Source organism: Pantoea sp. USMM079, from assembly GCF_037153115.1.
GTDB classification, from domain to species: domain Bacteria; phylum Pseudomonadota; class Gammaproteobacteria; order Enterobacterales; family Enterobacteriaceae; genus Pantoea; species Pantoea communis.
Genome location: NZ_JBBCKX010000011.1, coordinates 1 through 20455, shown reverse-complemented (window position 1 = coordinate 20455; position 20455 = coordinate 1). Strand labels below are relative to the sequence as shown.

At 54.6% G+C, this 20455-nt stretch carries 18 protein-coding genes; 6 read left to right on the top strand and 12 right to left on the bottom strand.

The genetic code is table 11. The annotated features are described in order from the left end of the window. Nucleotides 1-168 precede the first annotated feature (168 nt). From WFP70_RS15580 to WFP70_RS15570, 3 genes are read right to left on the bottom strand one after another with little or no spacing between them, the layout of a single operon-like run. A complete protein-coding gene (locus WFP70_RS15580; RefSeq protein WP_337023748.1) occupies nucleotides 169-1566 on the bottom strand; it encodes a c-type cytochrome in 1398 nt (465 codons plus the stop codon). Then, a complete protein-coding gene (locus WFP70_RS15575) occupies nucleotides 1563-3218 on the bottom strand; it encodes a GMC family oxidoreductase (RefSeq protein WP_337023747.1) in 1656 nt (551 codons plus the stop codon). Before WFP70_RS15575 ends, WFP70_RS15580 begins: the two co-directional genes overlap by 4 nt. A gap of 29 nt (nucleotides 3219-3247) precedes the next feature. Beyond that, nucleotides 3248-3814, bottom strand: a complete 567-nt coding sequence (locus tag WFP70_RS15570; RefSeq protein ID WP_337023746.1) for a sugar dehydrogenase complex small subunit — start codon at nucleotides 3812-3814, stop codon at nucleotides 3248-3250. Nucleotides 3815-4084: 270 nt separating this feature from the next. Between WFP70_RS15570 and WFP70_RS15565 the strand changes: the two genes are divergently transcribed. After that, nucleotides 4085-4762, top strand: coding sequence for a hypothetical protein (locus WFP70_RS15565; protein WP_337023745.1), 678 nt, complete (start codon nucleotides 4085-4087; stop codon nucleotides 4760-4762). A 265-nt stretch (nucleotides 4763-5027) separates the two neighbouring features. Here WFP70_RS15565 and WFP70_RS15560 read toward each other — a convergent pair whose 3' ends face one another. From WFP70_RS15560 to WFP70_RS15550, 3 genes are all read right to left on the bottom strand, one after another. Next, nucleotides 5028-5453, bottom strand: a complete 426-nt coding sequence (locus WFP70_RS15560; protein WP_337023744.1) for a type II toxin-antitoxin system VapC family toxin — start codon at nucleotides 5451-5453, stop codon at nucleotides 5028-5030. Then, a complete protein-coding gene (locus tag WFP70_RS15555) occupies nucleotides 5450-5704 on the bottom strand; it encodes a type II toxin-antitoxin system Phd/YefM family antitoxin (protein ID WP_034831240.1) in 255 nt (84 codons plus the stop codon). Before WFP70_RS15555 ends, WFP70_RS15560 begins: the two co-directional genes overlap by 4 nt. Nucleotides 5705-5821: 117 nt before the next feature. Next, a complete protein-coding gene (locus tag WFP70_RS15550; RefSeq protein WP_337023743.1) occupies nucleotides 5822-6844 on the bottom strand; it encodes a LacI family DNA-binding transcriptional regulator in 1023 nt (340 codons plus the stop codon). A gap of 238 nt (nucleotides 6845-7082) precedes the next feature. On the opposite strand from WFP70_RS15550, the gene iolG reads away from it, so the two are divergent. Further along, entirely contained in the window at nucleotides 7083-8081 is a 999-nt protein-coding gene (iolG, locus tag WFP70_RS15545; RefSeq protein ID WP_337023742.1) for an inositol 2-dehydrogenase, read from the top strand. 199 nt (nucleotides 8082-8280) lie between these two features. On the opposite strand, the gene WFP70_RS15540 is transcribed toward iolG, so the two are convergent. Then, complete coding sequence (locus WFP70_RS15540; protein WP_337023741.1) at nucleotides 8281-9006, bottom strand: pirin family protein; 726 nt, start codon at nucleotides 9004-9006, stop codon at nucleotides 8281-8283. 123 nt (nucleotides 9007-9129) lie between these two features. Between WFP70_RS15540 and WFP70_RS15535 the strand changes: the two genes are divergently transcribed. After that, nucleotides 9130-10008: a LysR family transcriptional regulator gene (locus WFP70_RS15535; RefSeq protein ID WP_166932559.1), complete on the top strand. Its 879-nt coding sequence runs from the start codon at nucleotides 9130-9132 to the stop codon at nucleotides 10006-10008. 38 nt (nucleotides 10009-10046) lie between these two features. On the opposite strand, the gene WFP70_RS15530 is transcribed toward WFP70_RS15535, so the two are convergent. The 5 genes from WFP70_RS15530 to WFP70_RS15510 all read right to left on the bottom strand — a co-directional run bounded on the left by WFP70_RS15530 (nucleotide 10047) and on the right by WFP70_RS15510 (nucleotide 15762). Continuing rightward, entirely contained in the window at nucleotides 10047-11279 is a 1233-nt protein-coding gene (locus tag WFP70_RS15530) for an MFS transporter (protein WP_160834111.1), read from the bottom strand. 228 nt (nucleotides 11280-11507) lie between these two features. Continuing rightward, entirely contained in the window at nucleotides 11508-12440 is a 933-nt protein-coding gene (locus WFP70_RS15525) for an ROK family protein (protein ID WP_337023740.1), read from the bottom strand. Beyond that, entirely contained in the window at nucleotides 12437-13303 is an 867-nt protein-coding gene (locus WFP70_RS15520; protein WP_058961660.1) for an ABC transporter permease, read from the bottom strand. The genes WFP70_RS15525 and WFP70_RS15520 overlap by 4 nt, the downstream gene beginning before the upstream one ends. Then, complete coding sequence (locus WFP70_RS15515) at nucleotides 13303-14223, bottom strand: ABC transporter permease (RefSeq protein ID WP_097118783.1); 921 nt, start codon at nucleotides 14221-14223, stop codon at nucleotides 13303-13305. Before WFP70_RS15515 ends, WFP70_RS15520 begins: the two co-directional genes overlap by 1 nt. A gap of 3 nt (nucleotides 14224-14226) precedes the next feature. Continuing rightward, nucleotides 14227-15762 carry an ABC transporter substrate-binding protein gene (locus WFP70_RS15510; protein ID WP_097118782.1) on the bottom strand — a complete coding sequence of 512 codons (1536 nt, stop codon included), beginning with the start codon at nucleotides 15760-15762 and terminating at the stop codon, nucleotides 14227-14229. Between the two features lie 201 nt (nucleotides 15763-15963). Here WFP70_RS15510 and WFP70_RS15505 point away from each other — a divergent pair, with 201 nt between their 5' ends. The 3 genes from WFP70_RS15505 to WFP70_RS15495 are packed head-to-tail and all read left to right on the top strand — an operon-like array spanning nucleotide 15964 to nucleotide 20337. Next, nucleotides 15964-17097: an ROK family transcriptional regulator gene (locus WFP70_RS15505; RefSeq protein WP_337023739.1), complete on the top strand. Its 1134-nt coding sequence runs from the start codon at nucleotides 15964-15966 to the stop codon at nucleotides 17095-17097. A 10-nt stretch (nucleotides 17098-17107) separates the two neighbouring features. Beyond that, nucleotides 17108-18550 carry a M81 family metallopeptidase gene (locus tag WFP70_RS15500; RefSeq protein WP_337023738.1) on the top strand — a complete coding sequence of 481 codons (1443 nt, stop codon included), beginning with the start codon at nucleotides 17108-17110 and terminating at the stop codon, nucleotides 18548-18550. Beyond that, nucleotides 18547-20337, top strand: coding sequence for an ABC transporter ATP-binding protein (locus WFP70_RS15495; protein WP_337023737.1), 1791 nt, complete (start codon nucleotides 18547-18549; stop codon nucleotides 20335-20337). Before WFP70_RS15500 ends, WFP70_RS15495 begins: the two co-directional genes overlap by 4 nt. The last annotated feature ends 118 nt before the right edge of the window (nucleotides 20338-20455 follow it).

The following is a 20455-nucleotide window of genomic DNA, read 5'->3' as shown; positions in this document are numbered from 1 at the left end:
CATCAAGCGCAGCCATACGATTTTTGGCGGGATGATTGATTAGGATTGGTGGCTGAAATAGCTGATGTAACCTGATGCCGTAACATGACACGCAACAAGGTCGCCATAAGAGGCGACCTTGCGGAGGTTAATGCAGTTTGTAGTGTGCGCATTCTTGCGCACCTGGAATCAATCTACACGCCTGCGACGCATCAAGCGCAACGCGACAATCACCACCAGCAACACAATGATCGCGCCGATCATACCCGGCAACATCATCGGTTGCAGACGCGCCAGCAGCGGTGGATGACCGCCCTTTCTCACCCACGCCACATCACCCGCCGTCACGGTAACCTCGGCATTGCCGTAATGCGCTAACACGAAGTTACTGATATCGGCGACCTGCTGGTCATTCAGTTTGTCGACATAGGACGGCGAACTGAAGCCCGGCATCAGCACCTGATGATCGGCGGTGTCACGTTGCACACCAAACAAAATGGCAGAGATCAGGTTGTTCGGATTACGCAGCCCGGTTGCCGTGTTGTGGAACAGCGATGGATAAGCCTGATTAGCACTGCCCGCGCCATCCGGCTGGTGACAGCTGGCGCAGTTGCCGCTGAACAGCGCCGCGCCGTTGTCCAGCGAGTGATTGGCGTTGTTCGGATTGCGCCCACGCACGCTATTTTCCACATCATAAGGCGCGCCGTAACTGAATGCGGGTACGGTGTCACCTTCATCGCGAATCGGCGCGGTGCCTTTCAGATAGGTGGCGATAGCGTGCAGATCGCTGTCCGGCAGATACTGCAGGCTGTGCTCAACCGCTTCCGCCATACCGCCTGCCGCCTGATTCTTGCCGGGCGCGCGTCCGGTTTTCAGATACTGCACTAGCTCGTCATCACTCCAGCCGCCAATACCGCTCACCTCATCCGACGTGATGTTTGGCGCATACCAGCTGCCCAGCGTTCCGCCAGCCAGTGGACGATCCTGCTGCTCCTGCATCATAAATCCGCGCGGAGTATGACAGGTGTTGCAGTGTGCCAGGCCGTTGACCAGATAGTTACCGCGATTCCACTCCGCGCTTTTGCTGCCATCGTTCTGCCACATCTTGTTGTTGGCGAACATCATGTTCCAGAAGCGCATGCTGAAGCGCAGATTAAACGGGAACGGCAGATCGGTCTGCGGGTTGTGCTGCGCCTGCGCTTTGACGCCATGCATCATGTAGTAGTAAAGCGCGTGCAGATCTTCATCGGTCATCATGCTGTAAGAGGTATATGGCATCGCCGGATAGAGTTGCGCGCCGTCCGCGCGTACACCGTGCCGCACCGCCTCGGAGAACTGGGCCTCGCTATAATTGCCGATGCCGCTGCTATCCGGCGTAATGTTGGTGGCGTAAATGGTGCCCATCGGTGACGCAATACCGTATCCACCGCTGTAAGCGGTTTTACTGCCCGGCGCAGTGTGGCACGCCTGGCAATCAGACGCGGTGGCAACCTGTTCACCCTGACGCAGCAAATTCACGTCCAGTGTTTCCGCTTGTGCGCCAAACGCCATCAGCGCGAATAAGCTACCTGCAAGCAGCGTTTTCATGCGAACTCCTTCATACGCAGGCTGATGTCATGTGCCGCTTTCAGGCCCAGTGCCGCCATAGTCAGCGTACTGTTGACCACGCTGGCGGATGGGATCGCACCGCCGCCCGGCAACCACAGGTTCTCATGATCAAACGCACGGCAGTTGCCATCCACGACTGCATCTTTGCCGCTTTTGCCCATGATCACGCCGCCCATGATGTGGTTGTTGGCATTAAGACCTTTACTGATGGCGAACTCTTTGCCGTTAAACAGCTTGCCGATTTTCTCCAGCTGATCGTGAGACACTTCCGCGCCCTTGCGCACGTAATCGCCGACGTCGTAATAGATATCGGGGCACGCCAGACCGTGCGGATCTTTACGGGTTTTACTTAGGGTTAAGCGGTTTTCCGGATCCGGTAGCGGTTCAAGACTGATCGAGATATCGACGCTGTGCACTGAGCGATAGCGAATCTCCTCATCCAGCGCTTTGCCGACCAGTCCCTTTTTCAGCGCCTGCTGGGTGGCGGCCACTACGCGTGAGATGTTGTTCAAAATCATTTTGTTGGCCGAGTAATCACGACGGAACTCGCCATCACGATAGCCGACCATGCAACTGCTCTGCGCCGGTCCACGTCCCAGCCACACCGGTTCTTCGGTGAGGAACGAACAGTGGAAGCCGGAGTGATCCATCATATTGCGGCCGACCATATCAGAACCGTTGGCAATACCGTTCGGGTTACCACCGTTAGCGGCCAGCAGCAGCAGGCGCGGCGTTTCGATACCGTTACAGGCCAATGCAAACGCTTTACCCGTCGCTTTGTGCGAAGCGCCAGATGCATCTTTCCAGTGCACAGCGGTGATGCGGTTGTTGTCGTCGGTATCGATTTTGTAAACCACCGCTTCGGCCAGCACCACTGCGCCATTCCGCTCGGCGCGTTCAATGTGGTGGATGCCGTTGTACATCGCGCCGATCGGGCAGATCGGTTGGCAGTTATTGTTGCCGCAGCAGGTTGAACGCCCTTCCCACGGACGCGTACTGCGCCCTTGTGGAATCGGCACCAGGTTGTAACCGTGCGGATTCACCACGCTAGCGAAATAGTTATCACCGTGGGCAAACGGCACCATATCCATCGGGTACGGCTGGCTGCGTTCAACCGGCGACTGCATATGCGGATCGTTTGGCCCCGCCACACCAATTTCATTTTCCGCGCGGCAATACCACGGCTCCAGTTCGTCATAGCTGATTGGCCAGTCACGCCCCACACCGTATTTTGACTGCATCACAAAATCGCTCGGGTGATGACGCCAGCACGATGCCGCCCAGTGCCAGGTGGTGCCGCCTACGGTGCGCAAATAGCCCTGCTGAAAACTGGACGCGTTAGGGCCGGTCACGTTGACATAGTTGTTCGGCGGGAAGTAAAGCGGCGCGGGCGCGAATTTGGACTGCGGATACAGTCCCTGGAAATCTGACCCAGCGCGATTCGCAAACGGCATGTTGCGCCAGTTTTCTACCGCTTGCGCGCGGTCAATGCGTAAACCTGCTTCCAGTACCAGCACCGAGTAGCCCTGACTGACGAGTTCGTTCGCCATCAATCCACCGACCACACCTGAGCCCACAATCACAATGTCCGCGGAGGCATCACCCTGCGCAGTAAAAGTTGGTTTTTTCAAGATTTTTCGTCGTTTTAGTTTTGAGGAAATTACAACTGTTCGATATGACCGTCGTGCTCATCCGGCACCGGTGCGGTCCACCAGATTGGTCCATTGCCGCAGTAAGTCGGCACCACCAAACCGTCGCTGACCGTCTGGTACATCAGCGCCTGTTTGTAAGCCACCAGCGTGCCGTGGTAGTCATCCCCTACCGTGCCGGTGTACCAGGCCGTGACGATTTGATAGAGGAAATCATGCAGGCCCGCGCTACTGGCTTTTGCCAGAAAATCATCGGCGCTGATGTGCGGAGTGACCAACGCGCTGAGTTGGGCAAGACGGGGCACAAACTGCGCGTCACGCTGCGCCAGGACCTCGTAAAAGCGCGCAGCAAGAGTCACATCCAGGTGTTTGTGTTCGGTGATTGCTTGTGAGATCTGCACAAACTGTTTCACCGCGTCGCTGGCGTGAATCACGCTGGCTGCAAACGCCCGCCCTGGCAGGGCTGCGACTGCGCCAGTCACGGTTAATCCAAGTGTGGCAAGCAGAAATTCCCTGCGAGTGGAACCGGTTCCATTTTTGATTACAGAAACGGTTTCGGGTGCAAAATGTCGTTTCATGGGGTTACCTGATGCTGAGACAAAAGAGGAGAAAGCCAAACGGCGCTATCCTAACGATTTCGTTGCAAAACTGTTATCAGGATTTGAACGAAATCCCATTAAAGGGTGTGGATTTAGCTCTAAATGTTAATTTAGGTCAAAAATTGTTGGGTTTGGGATAGTTGCGAGGAGGGATTGAATGTGGGTAAAAATTAATCACACAGACAGTCGAACGCTATTTAGGTTATGATAATTTTCAATAATCAACATAACCAAATCAGGAGTTCCTCTATGAGTCTCATCGAACAACATGCAGGGGTTTCCACATTGATTGGCACCCCTAAAGAAGTCAAAACACGGTTAGGAAAATCTCAGGCTAATCAGGTATTAGTAGTGTCCTTCGATAACATCAGCAACCTGCGTGTGCTCAGTACGCTGACAGAAAATATTTCTACTGTAGCTTCAACCATGTTTGAAGTTTTTAAAGAGCGGCAGGAGAAGCAGTCACTCGAGATATTGGTTGGATCGATGCTGCCCAAGGCCCCTGCCTCACCACACCTGATGAAAGAAGCGGCCATGCTGTTGCAAGCACGTAAAGCCGTGTTGGAAAGTGGGAACTGGTTAACCGCCGCTGACGTCTCGCAGTTAGCCGGTTTGAGTACTACCAATCCCAGTGCTCAACCGAATAAATGGAAAAAAAGCGGCCAGATATTTGCGATTCACCACAATGGCATTGATTACTTCCCGGATTACGGTCTGGATCGCAATACGCAATTTCGACCATTGAAAGCGCTCTCTGATGTGCTGAAGATATTCGCAGATCATAAAGATGGTTGGGGAATAGCGTTCTGGTTCTTGTCAGTGAACAGCTTTCTTGGTGGTCAACGCCCACAGGATATGCTGGCGAAACACTCAGAGCGGGTGATTGAAGCCGCAAGGGACGAAATCGAGGGGGTTGGACATGGATAAACGGCCAGAGCAAATGAAGGCTCAGCCCCTTTGCATTAATAATTCATTGACGTTGGTAAATGACATTTAGTTCGATAATACAGTTATTGACCTGGATATAAGAAATACGAGGCTGATAGATACCGGTCAATAACAGCGCCGGATTTCGTTCAATTAAATAACCCTGTAATTAAAATAGCCACATATCGCTTATTAGTCTTATTAGTCTTATTAGTCTTATTAGTCTTATTATTTTATTCCGGTTCTTAAATGTGTTCTGATGATGTTATTGCCACTCCCATGGATTGAGCAACATAACGCCTAGTCCTTCAAAGTCCCTGGTATTTCGCGTAACTGCAGTCATATCATGACGAAAGGCAGTGGCCGCGATCATTGCATCATTCGCGGAACGTTGGTCGGGTACATGGAGGCTCGCACAATAAATGGCAGTTTCGGCATCAAAAGGCAGTACACGGCCTGAAAACTCACGTAATACCACTGATGCAAACCATTCGCGTAGCATTTCTCCCTGACGCACATCCTTTCGCAACACCTGAAGGATGCCTTTTTCGATCTCCATAATCGTAATCGCTGATATGAACATATCACCCGCATCTACCGTATCCGTCCAGTTGGATACTTGTGGATCAATTTTGGGCGTCCTTGCCTTACGCATTTCCGAAATGACATTGGTATCAAGCAAATATCTCATGAAAAATCCACATCCCTGAAGTCTATGTCCACTCGTTGAGGATCAAAATCGATATCAGCGACACCGGGCATAGCAAGTGCATCCTGGATATTGCGTCGTGTACCCGTTAGCTTTTTATATTCCTCAAACGTCATCAATACGTGGGCTGGTTCTCCGCGATCAGTGATGTATACAGGGCCTTCCTCCGCCAGTTTTTTCGCAGCTGATACCTGCTGATTGAACGAACGGCTCGAAATTGTTGAGATACCCATAACAGCCTCCTGAGAATGTAGAAACATAACTACATGATACGTCAGCTGCACGATATTTCAACACCATGCTGAAAATAAGCATGTTTCAAGGGTACTGGAAATCTAGCTGATTGAAGTTCAAGAAAAATAAGAATAGCGGTGATAAATTAGCAGCGGCGTTTTCACATCCTCCGGCAAGCGCTCACTCAGCGGCTGCTCAAATATCGCCAGGCACTGCTCGATCTCGCGCCGCATATCATGTCCCAGCACCATATCCATCGTGCCTTTCTCCAGCAGTAAGCGACTCGATTCACTCAACTCATGTCCGGCGAAGATCACCTGATCTTGCACACCAAATGCCTCCAGCGCTTTGGCTACGCCTTCGTTGCCGCCCGCCGTGTTGTAAATCCCGGCCAGCGGCTTCCCCTCTTCCAGCCACTTTTTCACGCTGTGCCAGGCGGTTGCGGCTTCGTCGTTAATGTTGACGCGGTCGCGAATCGTCAGCCACGGGAAAGCCTCTCGCAGCACGCGACGAAAGCCGATCTCGCGCTCCTCCTGGGTGCGATAGGTCGAACTGCAAATCAGCAGAATATTGCCTGGTTGCTGCGGCGGCAGCATGCGGCCCATAAACCAACCGGCAGTCGCGCCTGAAGCGGTCTGATCGATACCCACATAAGCAGTACGCCGCGAATTGGGCAGATCGCTGGTGAGGCAAATCACCTGCACACCATCATCAATGGCGGCTTTAACCGCACGGTTGATCTTCACGTCATCGCGACACACCAGAATAATGCCGCTGGCTTCAGTAGCGCGGCGTTCAATCAGCTTGCTAAAGCGGTCAGCGTGGAATTGCGCACTCGGCAACGTATCCAACGTGATGTGCAGTTGTGGACGTTCGCGCATTACCGCGCGTGCATGAAACTCAAGCTGCGCGACAAAGCTGGTGCCGGATTCACACACAATCGCGATACGTTTTGCCGCTCCGCGAGGGTCTTCTGTGTCACTCAGCCCCAACCGCACCATGGCATTTTCAACTTTCTTGCGCGTCACCTCGCGCACGCCTTGCCGTCCATTGATCACGCGGTCTACGGTGGCGGGACTGACGCCCGCTTCCTGCGCGATGGCTTTAATGGATGGCGATTTCCAGTTTTGCAGCGTCATAATCTTTCCTGATGTCCTTCACCTCATGGATGAAACAGTAGCTTGATAAGACACTGATAATCAAATTGTTATAACTCCATGAATCCAGCGAACAATCATATATTTGAGGTCATTAACCTCAAATTTTCATGTGATCGGCCTCATCCTTTTAGCATCCGTTTCAGGCTTTGCTTTGACTTAAAACTTCACCAATACGCTTAATAGCGCCATCACCTGTCGCCCTCATAGGAATTAAAAAATGCTCAATGTTGCTCTCTTAGGTGCTGGCCGTATTGGACAGATCCACGCTGGGAATATCGCCGCGCATCCGCAATGTCGTCTGGCGTATGTGATGGATGTCTACGCCCCTGCTGCTAATGTGCTGGCAGAGAAATACGGTGCCAAAGTGGCAGATCTCGACACCATTCTGGCGGACAGTTCGGTTGATCTGGTGGCGATTTGCAGCGCCACTAACACCCATGCAGATTTGATTGAAGACGCCGCGCGCGCCAAAAAAGCCATCTTCTGTGAGAAGCCGGTGGATTTAAGTTTGCAGCGCGTGCAGAGCTGTTTAGCCACGGTGCGTGAAGCAGGCGTGCCATTGATGGTTGGCTTTAACCGACGCTTTGACCCGAGCATGGCGCATTTGCAGGCGTGTCTGCGTGATGGCGAGATTGGTGAAACCGAGTTGGTGACCATTAGCTCGCGTGATCCAGGCGCACCGCCCGCCGAGTACGTTAAAGTCTCAGGCGGTCTGTTCCGTGATATGACGATTCATGATTTTGATATGGCGCGCTGGTTGTTAAATGAAGAGCCGGTATCGGTGTACGCCAGCGCGGCGGCGCTGGTTGATCCCGAAATTAAAGCGCTGGGCGATGTCGATACCGCCGTTGTCACCCTCACTTGCGCCAGCGGCAAGATGGCGGTGATCACCAACAGCCGTCGTGCCAGCTACGGCTACGATCAGCGTATTGAAGTACACGGCAGTGAAGGGATGTTGCAGGTAACAAATCAGCTGGAATCACAGCTGGTGAAATCCGTGGCGAACGGAGTGGTGGCGCAGAAGCCGCAGCACTTCTTCCTGCAGCGTTATGCCGATGCTTACCGCAATGAACTGGCGACCCTCATTGAGGCGCTGGCAAAAGGCGAAGGCCAGTACCCCGGCGGGAATGATGGGTTGCAGGCGTTGTTGCTGGCGGATGCAGCGCTCGAGTCATTGAAAACCGGCAAATCGGTGGCACCGCAGTCGCTGTTGTAGTCGGTGCTGATAAGGGGCGAACTCTGGTCCGTCCCTTCAACAACTCCCCATCAAGATGGAAGCTTAATTGAAAGCTCACTGAAGCTTAAGCAAAACGGCCAAGCGCGACACAGGCAGCATGATGTTGCTCATTCATGGCGACGTTAAGCAACCAAAACGCATAGGCTTCAGGGCGTCCGTTAAGACACCCTGATGTGTTTTAACGCTGTGGATGATTCACTTCCAGCGGACGCAGGTCAAACAGCAACACTTCCGCATCATTGCCATTGCTGAACTGCAGCGCTGACTCATTACGCACACGCGCACCGTCACCCTCTTTGAACTTCACGCCGTTCACTTCGATGCTGCCGCGTGCCACATGAATATAGGCGTAGCGATCGGCATCCAGTGCGAAAGTTTGCTGCTCGGCACCATCAAAGAAACCGGCATAGATGCGGATATCCTGACGAACGCTCAAGCTGCCCTCTTCCCCTTCCGGCGAGATAATCAAACGGAGTTGCCCGCGTTTTTCACTCTCTGGCACGGAGATCTGCTGATAGCCCGGCTGGGTGTTGCGCTCGCCCGGTACAATCCAGATTTGCAGGAAGTGCACGTTGTCGCTCTTCGAGTGGTTGAACTCGCTGTGCGTCACACCGCTACCCGCGCTCATCAACTGCACATCACCGGGGACGATCACCGAGCCGGTGCCCATTGAATCTTTATGCTCCAGCGCGCCGTCCAGCACATAGGAGATAATCTCCATATTGTTGTGTGGATGCGCACCAAAGCCACGACCCGGCGCGACACGGTCATCGTTGATCACCAGCAGATCGGAAAAACCGGTCTGTTTTGGATCCCAGTAACTGGCGAAAGAGAAGGTGTGGTGTGAGTTCAGCCAACCGTGGTCACCCACTCCGCGTTGTTCTGACAGACGTTGTTCAATCATGGTTTGCTCCTCAAATGTGCGGTGGAAAGACGTTTGCCCTTCCGAATGAGGATAAGTATACGTAAACTAATTTGCCCAACAATGCGCTAACCTGACAATGACTGTCACCGAAAAGTGGACAATATGCAGATAGAAGATCTTCGTATTTATGTCGCAGTAATTAAAGCCGGTAACTTCACCGCCGCCGCCGAACAGTTGATGCTGTCGAAGCAATACGTTAGCCGCCGAATTGCCGCGCTGGAGGAATCACTCGGTGCGCGTCTGCTGAATCGCAACACGCGTAAACTGTCGGTGACGGATAACGGCCAACTCTTTGCCCAACATGCGCAACGTATTCTCGATGATGTGCAGGAAGCCCAGCAGGCGGTATCTGGCCGGCAACAGGTGTTGCAAGGCAGCTTTCGTCTTAGTGTTCCGATGTCGTTTGGCATCAGCCATTTGTCACCGTATATCGCCGAGTTCCTCAGTCAGCACCCCGGATTGCAGTTCCAGGTGGAGTTGGCGGACCGCTACGTCGATATGGTCGGTGAAGGCTTTGATATGGCGATCCGCATTGGCACCCTGCCCGACTCAAGCTTGATCGCCAAACGTCTGGGCGTGTTTCGCCGCGTGATCTGTGGCAGCCCGTCATACATTCAGGGCGCGGGCGCACCACGTGAACCGGAGGATCTGCTCAATCATGCTTGTTTGCGTTACGGGCGAGAAAGCCAGACCGGCTGGGAACTGTTTAACGGTGAACAACGCAAGGTGATGGCGGTGCAAGGCCCGATGGTGAGCAATAATGGCGAGATGCTGCGTGATGCGGCAGTGGCTGGATTGGGGCTGATTCTACTGCCGGAGTTTATCGTGGCACCGGCCTTAGCCAGCGGTGATTTGATGACCGTGCTGGATGAGTGGCAGCCTTCCTCACTCAACCTGAACGCGCTCTATCCACAGCATCGTCAGCGCAGCGAAGTGAATCGAGTATTTATGGCGTTTTTGCAGGAAAAGTTGGCAGGATAATGAAACGGGCGACCTGATGGCCGCCCGATAAGAATCAACTAGGCGCTTTCATGCGCAAACGTAATCGACTTTCTCCGTGCATCGCGCACCGCGATACCATGAATCAACAAGCCCAACACCGCCAGAATCGCACCGACCCAACCAGTGGACTGCCAGCCAAGGCCCGCAGAAATGGTCACGCCACCCAGCCATGCGCCGAGCGCATTCGCCAGGTTAAATGCCGAGTGATTCAACGCCGCCGCCATGGTTTGCGCATCGCCCGCCACATCCATTAAACGGATTTGCAGCACGCTCGCCAGCGCCACCATGGTACCGACCAGCATCACGTTGAGTGAACCGGCAAACGCATAGTGCGCGGTGAACACAAAAGCACTCAGCACCAGCACCGACCAGATCAGCACCATACGAATGGTTTTCTCCAGTCCACGATCCGCCAGACGCCCCCCCACCACGTTGCCGATAATCATGCCGAGTCCAAACAGCGCCAGCACCACCGGAATCCAACTCACCGGCATTTGTGCCAGTTCGGTCAGCGTAGGTTTCACGTAGCTGAACACCGAGAACAAGCCGCCGCTGCCGATCGCACCAATCGCCAGCGTCAGCAACACCTGCTTGCGCGTCAGCGCCGAGAGTTCACGCAACGGACTGGCGGTTTTGTCACCCGCCACGTTCGGCACCCACATGCCCACCAGCACCATGGTCAACAGCGCTAATACGCCAACAATGGCGAACGCTTCACGCCAGCCAAACACCTGTCCAATCGCGGTAACCGCAGGCACGCCAAGCAGGTTGGCGATCGTCAGGCCAAATAGCACCATCGAAACGGCCTGAGCACGTTTTCTGCGCTCTACCAATCCAGCAGCGACCAATGCGGCGACACCAAAGAACGTGCCGTGCGGAAAACCGGCGAGGAAACGCGCCAGCAGCATTGAGTAGTAACCCGGTGCTACCGAGCTAAACAGGTTACCCGCGGCAAACAGGCCCATCAGCGTCATCAGGAAGTTACGACGTGAAGCGCGAGCACCGAGCACAGCCAACAGCGGTGCGCCGATCACCACGCCCAGCGCGTAGATACTGATCAGGTGGCCCGCCGTAGGGATAGAAACATTGAGGCCGGTGGCGGCATCGGGCAGCAGGCCCATGATGACGAATTCGCCGGTACCAATGGCAAAGCCACCGGTGCCGAGCGCAAACAGCGCTTTGAGCACACTGGCGCGTGGCAGCGATGCCTGCTCCGGCAGCTGATTAAGTTGAGGTTGTGCAGATGACATGGTTTTCCAGTAACGCAGGTGAAGAATCCAATCACAATCGTGGCGGCATTGAAGGCCACCATCGTTGAGACTGAAAGGATTTAGCGGCACATGATAACTGATTTAGATGAAAATTCGATGGCAGAGAATTATGTGGCTGCTAATTAATCGTTGATTAGCCGCCTTGCGCCCATCACGGCGCAAAGCAAGGGTATCTTGACCGGCACCGCTGCAGTGTGTGCATTTTCGTTAAGCAACCTGCCGTGCTAGCAACGCCGCGCCGATCATTCCGCCGTTATGGGCAAACACGCCGGGCACCACCAAAGGATGCTGAGTGCTGCGCAACACATAACGCTGCACTTCCTCATTCAATGCTTCCATCAACGCTGTCACCGAAGCCAATCCTCCGCCCACCGCCACCAACGATGCACCGGTGATATTGATAGTGTAAGCCAGCGGCTGACTTACCAGTTGTAACCACACCTGAATCGTGCGATTAGCCTGCACTTCCTGCTGTTGCCAGCCGGCGATAATGTCGAGGCTGCTCGCATTAACGTCATGCAAAGTGCGATGGAGATTCTCCAGCCCGCGCGCGCCGCCGTAACTATCGAGACAGCCTTTTTGACCGCAGGGACAAGGCTGGCGCGGCAAGCGTATTGTCTCGCCTTCAATGTCCACTTCGGTCAGCGTAATCGGACCATGGCCCCATTCACCCGTCAGGCCATTCTGTCCGGTGATGATTCGCCCATCTGCCACCAAACCGCCGCCGACGCCGGAACCGAGAATGGCGCCAAACACCACTTTGTGCCCTTTGCCCACACCTGCCTGCGCTTCCGCGAAAGTGAAGCAGTCGGCATCGTTATGCACGATCACTTTACGTTGCAGTAACGCACCCAGCGCCTGGCTGAGGTTGCGTTGATGAAAGGCTGGGATGTTACTGGCAAACATCTCACCGCTATCCGGTGCCACGATGCCCGCAGTGGAGATCGCCAGCGGTGAATCCGTGCTGAAATGCTGATGTTGTTGGATCATGCGGCTCACCAGCGCGGTAAAATCCGGCCAGCTGTCTGCCGGGATTTTTTGCTGATCGAGGATCGTCAGCTGCTGCTGCGCATCCATCACACCCAACTTCACGAACGAACCGCCCAGATCGAGGCAGATCACTGCCGGTGTTGTACTCATAAACGTTTATCCATCACATCACGCAGGCCGTCGCCCAGCACATTAAAGCCGAGCACAGTAATCAAAATCGCCAGTCCGGGAAACAGCGACACGTAAATATTCAGCCCAAGGAAGTTGCGCCCATCACTCATCATGGTGCCCCACTCCGGCATCGGCGGTTGCACGCCTAACCCCAGAAACGACAAGCTGGCCGCCGACAGCACCACTGCGCCCGCCGTTAGAGTCGATTGCACAATCAGCGGTCCGATTGAGTTGCGCAGAATGTAATGGGTAATGATACGCGGATAGCGCACGCCCAGCATATGCGCGGCTTCAATGTACTCCATGTTCTTAAGGCCGAGCGTCAGGTTACGACTAAGGCGCGCATACACCGGAATGGAGAACAGCGAAATCGCGATTAGCATATTGGCCAGCCCTTCACCCAGCACGCTAACAATCAAAATCGCCAGTACGATACCGGGAAAGGCGAAAATAATATCCATCACCCACATAATCAGCGCATCGATTTTGCGTCCTGCCAGACCGGAGATGATGCCAAGCGGAATACCAATCACCATCGAGATCGCCACACTCAGGCAGACCTCGAACAGCGTGATGCGCGCGCCATAAATCACGCGGGCGAAGATGTCGCGGCCATAGTCGTCCGTGCCAAACCAGTGCGCAGCAGAGGGAGCCTGCAAGGTGTTCAGCAGATCCTGTTCGATCGGATCCCAATGGGTTAACAGCGGTGCTAACACCGCGGCCAGCACCACCAGCAGCACCAATCCGCCGCCAATCGCTATCGACGGATTGTTCTGTAGCATGCGCAGGAACTGGCGACGGCGCGATCGTGTCGGCAGCAAAGAGGTATCGAGGCTGTTCATCAGTCGAACCTTATTTTTGGATTGAGCAGGCCAATCAATATTTCACCCACCAGGTTCATCAGCACCACGCCGGTGACCGCCACCAGCGTCACGCCCTGAATCACCGGGTAGTCGCGGTACTTCACCGAATCCACCAGCAGGCGGCCAATACCTGGCCAGTTAAACACCGACTCCGTCACCACGGCGCCACCAATCAGGCTACCGAAGTTAAGTGCGACGATGGTGACAATCGGGATCAAGGCGTTGCGCAGCGCATGTTTCCAGTGAATATTCGCCGACGATAAGCCTTTGGCTTTGGCGGTACGAATATAGTCCTGACTCAGCACATCCAGCATGCTGGAGCGTGTCATGCGGGCAATCATCGCCATCGGCAAAATCGCCAGCGTGACGGTCGGCATCACGTAGTTCTTCCAGGAGTCCGCGCCCAACAGCGGCAACCAGCCGAGTTCCACCGCAAAGTAGTTCATCGCCAGCAGCGCGAGCCAGAAGTTGGCTATCGATGCGCCCGCAATGGTCAGCACCATCACGATTTGATCGGGAATACGCTGGCGATAGATCGCCCCGGTCATGCCCGCAGGCACGCCGATAGCAATCGCCAGCAGATAGGCCAGCGCCGCCAGCGACAAGGTGTAGGGCAAACGCTCGCTGATTTCGGTGATTACCGGGCGCTGTGACTGCAACGATTCCCCCAGATTGCCGTGCAGTGCTTCAGTAGCAAATTTGATGTACTGCAGCGGCAGCGGCTGATCCAAACCCAGCCGGATGCGCATGTTATCCACCGCTTCCTGCGGCGCTTCCGGGCCCGCCATCAGGCGTGCCGGATCCCCCGGCAACGCGCGGATGGCGATAAATACGATGATCGACACACCGAAAATAATCAGCGGCAGCGAGAGCACCTTTTTCGCGACATACGCTTTCATCTATCAGTTCTTCACTGCATCGCGAACCACAATCTGTCCGCCAGGCTGCATGGTGACGCCGCTGATGTTTTTGCGCGAGGCGTAGAGATCATCCTGATAGAACAGCAGCACCTGCGGAGCCAGCCCGCTGATCTGTTTCTGTGCCTGGAAATAGAGATCTTTGCGTTTCGCATCGTCAAGCGTGGAGGCGGCGGTATCGATCAGGTCATCGGTTTGCTTATCACTAAAGAAGCCGAGGTTCGCGCCGCCCGGTGCAAAGCTAGCGCTGTGATATAGCGGGCGCAGCTGCAAGTCGGAACCGTATAAACCGGATGACCACGACGCCAATACTGCATCAGTGCCCTGCTGGGCTTTCTCTTTGGCATCGGCGAAGGCGGCTTTGGTCCAGACGCCGCTTTCCATCTGGCGCACATTCAACTTCACGCCGATTTTCGCCCATAGCCCCTGCAACACCTGCGCGGTGCGCGCATCGGGTGCCTGAACAGCAATTGACATGCTAAAGCCATCCGGGTAACCCGCCGCTTTCAGCAAGTCTTTGGCTTTCTGCACATCGTAAGGATAATCCTTCAGGTTCTTATCGTAGTTGGCATCGACCGGTGCCAGTGAAGAGTTAGCCGGCTGTGCATAACCAAACATGATGGCTTTCACCAGCGCCTGCTGATCGGTAGCAAAGTTCAGCGCCTGACGCACGCGCACGTCGCTCAACGCTTTACTTTGCGTATTAAGATCCACCCAGAACACGGCCGCGCCAGGCGACTGTTTCAAATTCACGTTAGCATTGTTTTTCAACATTCCGGCGAATTGCGGCGGTACCGGATTAATAATATCGACCTGGCCGGATTGCAGCGCCATATTCATCACGGAAGGCTCACTGCTCCACGTCCATTTAATTTCATCAGGGCCGTTTGATTTACCCCAATAATCGCTGTTCTTTTTCTCCAGCACATATTCGCCAGATTTATATTGTTCCAGCTTATAAGGCCCGGTGCCGTCGGCTTTATTATTGATGCTGCCCGCTTTATCGGCGGTGGGGCTGACCATTAATCCCGGCCCTGAAGCCAATACGGTTAGAAAGGCCGGATTGATTTTTTTCAGCTCAAACTCAACCGTTAAATCATCGGTTTTCTTCACATCCTGAATAAAGGTGCGAACTTTACCGCTGCCCGCCAGACCGCGTTTGGTATCCAAATGGCGCTGGAAGTTTTCCACTACCGCATCGGCATTAAACGGCGTGCCGTCGTGGAATTTCACATTGGGGCGAAGCTTGAATGTCCAGTGTAATCCGCTGCTATCCGCACTCCAGGAGAGCGCCAGCGCAGGGATAATCTTGCCGTCATCACCCAGACGCGTCAGGCCTTCATACATGGGATCGAGCACCGTGCCGGTAAAGGTAGCGGTCTGGTTGCCCGGATCCATGCTGCGTGGCGGTTCGTTTTGCATAATCACCAGCTGGCTGGCCATTGCCGCCGAGCTTGCCAGTGACGCCATGATACAACCGGCCAGCGTCAGTACCTTTAAATGCTTGAATGTGCTTTGCATGAAGGCCCTCAATGAATCATTGAAATGTTAGGTGAATTAACAACGCTATATAAGGCACACTCTCTGAACAAAAGCCAATACGTAAGTTCATATATTTTACTTATAGTTAGATCTGCGTTCAGAAAATTAACTAAATATCGTTGAATTTGTTTTCCAGCCTCATTATTGTCAGGTCATATCGCTAATGCAGTGAGAACCAACATGCTCAATGCCCACCAGCAGCAAATTTTGCGTCTGCTTATTGCCTCGCACGGCATGAGCCGCACTGCTATTGCGGAAAATATGAAGTTGAGCAAAGCCGCGATTAGCCCACTGGTCAAAGAGATGCTGAATGCCGGATTGCTGGAAGAGAGCCTGGCGGAATCCAGTGGTCAGGGTCGGCCATCGGTATTATTAAAAATGCGTGCTGACAGCGCCTATTTTCTCGGCGCCTCGCTACTCGGCGAGTACGTCGTTTTAGTGCTGATTGATATGCATGGACTGGTGCTGGCGAGCACGAACATGCCACTCGATCCTGATCCCCAACAGCTGAGTGTGACGCTAGCTGCAGCGATTCCCGATTTGATTGCGCAGAAAGGCATTTCAGCCGATCAATTAATTGGCCTGGGCGTTACGCTCTCCGGATTTGTCGATGAAAATCAGGCAATTTGCGTGCAATCAGCGCTGCTGGGCTGGAAGAATGTCCCGCTGGCCGACATGCTCAAACAGCAAACCGGCCTTGATGTCTCGCTGGAGAACGATGCCAAAGCGCTGGCCGTCAGCGAGAAGATCTTCGGCGTGGCGAAAAAAGCCCGCAACTTCACCCTGATTTCCCATGGTGACGGCATCGGTTCCGCACACTTCTTCCAGGGCCAACTGCATCGCGGCGCACACGGCGGGGCCGGTGAAATCGCCCACTGCACCATCGAACCCGGCGGCCGCCCTTGCCGATGCGGCAAACGCGGCTGCCTGGATACTCTCGCCTCGCTGACCGCGATTCGCGAGAGCATGCGCGATAAAGCACTCGAGAGCCAAACCATCGCCGAACTGGAAGCGCTGGCGGTGAAAGGCAACAGTGCCGCCATCGCCATTCTGCATCAGGCTGGTCACGCGCTGGGCCTCTCGATCGCCAACATTATTCAGATGAACGATCCCGAATTGATCGTCATCGCACATCAACCCGATGCTTTTGACGGCTTACTGAAAACCGTGGTGATGCAATCCATCGATAGCCACGTGTTGCCGTCGATCATGGGCAAAACCCCGATTTCCAGCATCGTGATCAGCGAACAGAGCTGGGCGCGCGCCGCGGCAAGCGTGGCGGCATATCGATTCATCATTCAATTACCTGACTAGCGGAGGCTGTATGCGCATTGCTTTTGGTGGCATTCACACGGAGTGCAGTACTTATAACCCGGTGCTGAACTATGCCGACGACTTCCGCATCGTGCGCGGTAACGATCTGCTGACCAACCCCTACTTTGCCTTCTTGCAGGATTATGATGCGGAGTTTCTGCCGACCTTCCATGCGCGCGCCATCGCCGGTGGTCCGGTGGCGCGGGTCACTTATGATGACTTCAGGCAGGATTTTCTCACCCGTCTGCAAGCACAGTTGCCGGTGGACGGCGTCTACCTCGCCATGCACGGCGCGGTGTATGTGGAAGGGATGGAAGATGCCGAAGGTGACTGGATTACTGCCACGCGCGAACTGGTCGGCCCGGATTGTCCGATCACCGTCAGTTACGATCTGCATGGCAATGTGACGCAGCGCATCATCGATGCCATTGATATGTTCTCCACCTATCGCACGGCGCCGCACATCGATGTGGAAGAAACCATGCGTCGATCCGTGTCGATGCTGGTGAAAAGCCTGCAAACCGGCGTGAAACCCGGTGTGATTTGGGCACCGATTCCGGTGGTGCTGCCCGGTGAGCGCACCAGTACCGAAGATGAACCGGCAAAAAGTTTGTATGCGCGTTTGCCGGGTATCAATGAAATCGACCACATTTGGGATGCGTCGCTGATGGTCGGCTATGTCTGGGCCGATGAACCGCGCGCCACTGCGGCGGCGATCATGACCGGTACCGACGCCGATGTGCTTTCCGAACAGGCAGCAAAACTGGCGCTGGCATACTGGCAGGCGCGCGACGAGTTTGTCTTCGGCTGCGTCACAGGCAGCACCGAAGAGTGCGTGAAAATGGCCATCACCAGTGAAACTGCACCGGTGATTTTGGCCGACTCGGGCGATAACCCGACCGGTGGTGGCGTGGGCGATCGTGCCAATCTGCTGGCAGAGTTGATTCGCCAGGGCGCGCAGGATGTGATCGTCGCCGGAATCACCGATAAACCGGCCACTGATGCTGCTTTTGCGGCAGGCGTTGGGGCGAAACTCACTCTGACGATCGGTGCCACGCTCGATCCCGCAGGGGGGAAAGTTACTGCAGAATTTGAAGTCCTGCTGGTGAGTGATGATGCGCGTTCGCTGGCTAAACAGGCGCTGCTGAAAACCGGCGGCATTACGGTGGTGGTCGCCGATCGTCGTCGCCCTTATCACAATATCGCTGATTTTGAATTGCTGGGGCTTCATCCTGCGCAGGCAAAAATTGTGGTGGTGAAATCGGGTTATCTGTCACCAGAACTGGCACCACTTGCTAATCCTAACCTGATGGCGCTGTCTGAAGGCGTGGTGGATCAGTACGTCGAACGTCTGGAGCGTAAACGTAAACTGCAGCCTGCCTATCCTTTCGACACTGACTTTGAATTTCTGCCGGTCAGCACCCGTTCGGCTCGCTTTGTGGCGGCCAAATGAGTCGCGAGCCGGTCTTGCAGGTAGAAAACCTCACCGTTGCGTTTCGCCATGACGATCAGTGGCGTGAGGTAGTGAAGAACGTATCGATGACCATCAACGCCAGTGAGACGCTGGCGATTGTCGGGGAGTCGGGTTCGGGCAAAAGCGTGACGTCGATGGCGATTATGCGCTTGCTGAATATGCGCCACGCGCGCGTGACCGGCAAAGTGCTGCTGAACGGCGTGGACCTGCTGAATCTGAGCGAAAAAGCGATGCGCGATATTCGTGGCAACGCCGTGGCGATGATTTTTCAGGAGCCGATGACCAGCCTCAACCCCTCTTTCACCATTGGTCACCAGATCGCTGAAGTCCTGATCAACCATCGCAACATCAGTAAGCGGGCGGCGCGGGAAGAGACGGTGAAGCTGCTGGAGAAAGTGCGCATTCCTAATGCCGTTAAACGCTTCGATGATTATCCACATCACTTTTCCGGCGGCATGCGCCAGCGAGTGATGATTGCCATGGCGCTGGCGTTGCGACCAAAACTGCTGATTGCCGATGAGCCGACGACCGCACTGGATGTCACCATCCAGGGGCAAATTATCGACCTGATTAAGACATTGCAGGAAGAGGAAGGCACCGCGGTACTGTTTATCACCCACGATATGGGCGTGGTGGCGGAAGTTTCGGATCGCACGTTAGTGATGTATCAGGGTGATGTGATGGAAACTGGCACCACGGCGGACATTTTCTCGGCGCCAGCGGCGGATTATACGCGCACGCTGATCGCTACCGTGCCGCAGCTCGGCGCGATGCGTGGCATTACCGGGCCGCAGAAGTTTGCGCTGAAAGGTGATGCGGTGGCACTGCTACCTGAGCGCCCCGCTTCGCAACAGCCGCTGCTGTCGGTGAAAAACCTCAGCACCCGCTTCAGCATCCACGAAGGGCTGTTAAGCCGCAAAACCGGTGCGGTGCATGCGGTGGAGAATATCTCTTTCGATCTGATGCCCGGCGAAACCTTGTCGCTGGTCGGTGAATCCGGCTGTGGAAAATCCACCACCGGTCGCTCCCTCACCCGGCTGGTGAAAGCCGATGCCGGCGAGATCGCTTTCGACGGTTATGACGTGCTAAATCTCTCCTCCAGCGAACTGCGCCAGTTACGTCGGGCGATGCAGATGATATTTCAGGACCCGTTCGCCAGCCTTAATCCAAGGATGTCGATTCTCGAAGCCCTGACCGAGCCTTATCTGCAACATCAACTCGGCAGTAAACAGGCTGCTCGGGAAAAGGCGGCGGAGTTGATGGAACGTGTGGGTTTGTCTTCGGCGATGATGAAACGTTATCCACATGAGTTTTCCGGCGGTCAGCGCCAGCGCATCTGTATTGCCCGTGCATTGATGCTCGACCCCAAAATGATTATTGCCGATGAATCCGTCTCTGCGCTGGATGTGACTGTCAAAGCACAGATTATTAATCTGCTGTTGGATTTGCAGAGCAGCCTTGGCTTGTCGTATTTGTTTATATCGCACGATATGGCGGTGGTAGAGCGCATCAGCCATCGCGTGGCGGTGATGCTGTTGGGCGAGATTGTTGAAATCGGTCCACGCGCGGCTATCTTTGAGAATCCGCAACATGACTATACGCGCAAGTTATTGTCATCGGTGCCGGTGCCTGATCCAGCTCGACGTCATCTCAAGCGCCATATGGACGTTAGCGAGCTGAAAAGCCCGGTGCGCGCTCTGGGGTTTGTGCCGGAAACACGGCGCTATCGCGAGGTGAGCGCCGGGCATTGGGTGATGGAGAGTTAAAGCAGACTGTAATAGCCCCCGTTTAAACCGGACACTTCACCAGTAAGACATAGTCATAGAGCTATGTTTAAGGAGTGTCCTGTGCAAAGAATCGAAGTGATCACTGGCGAGCAAAAAC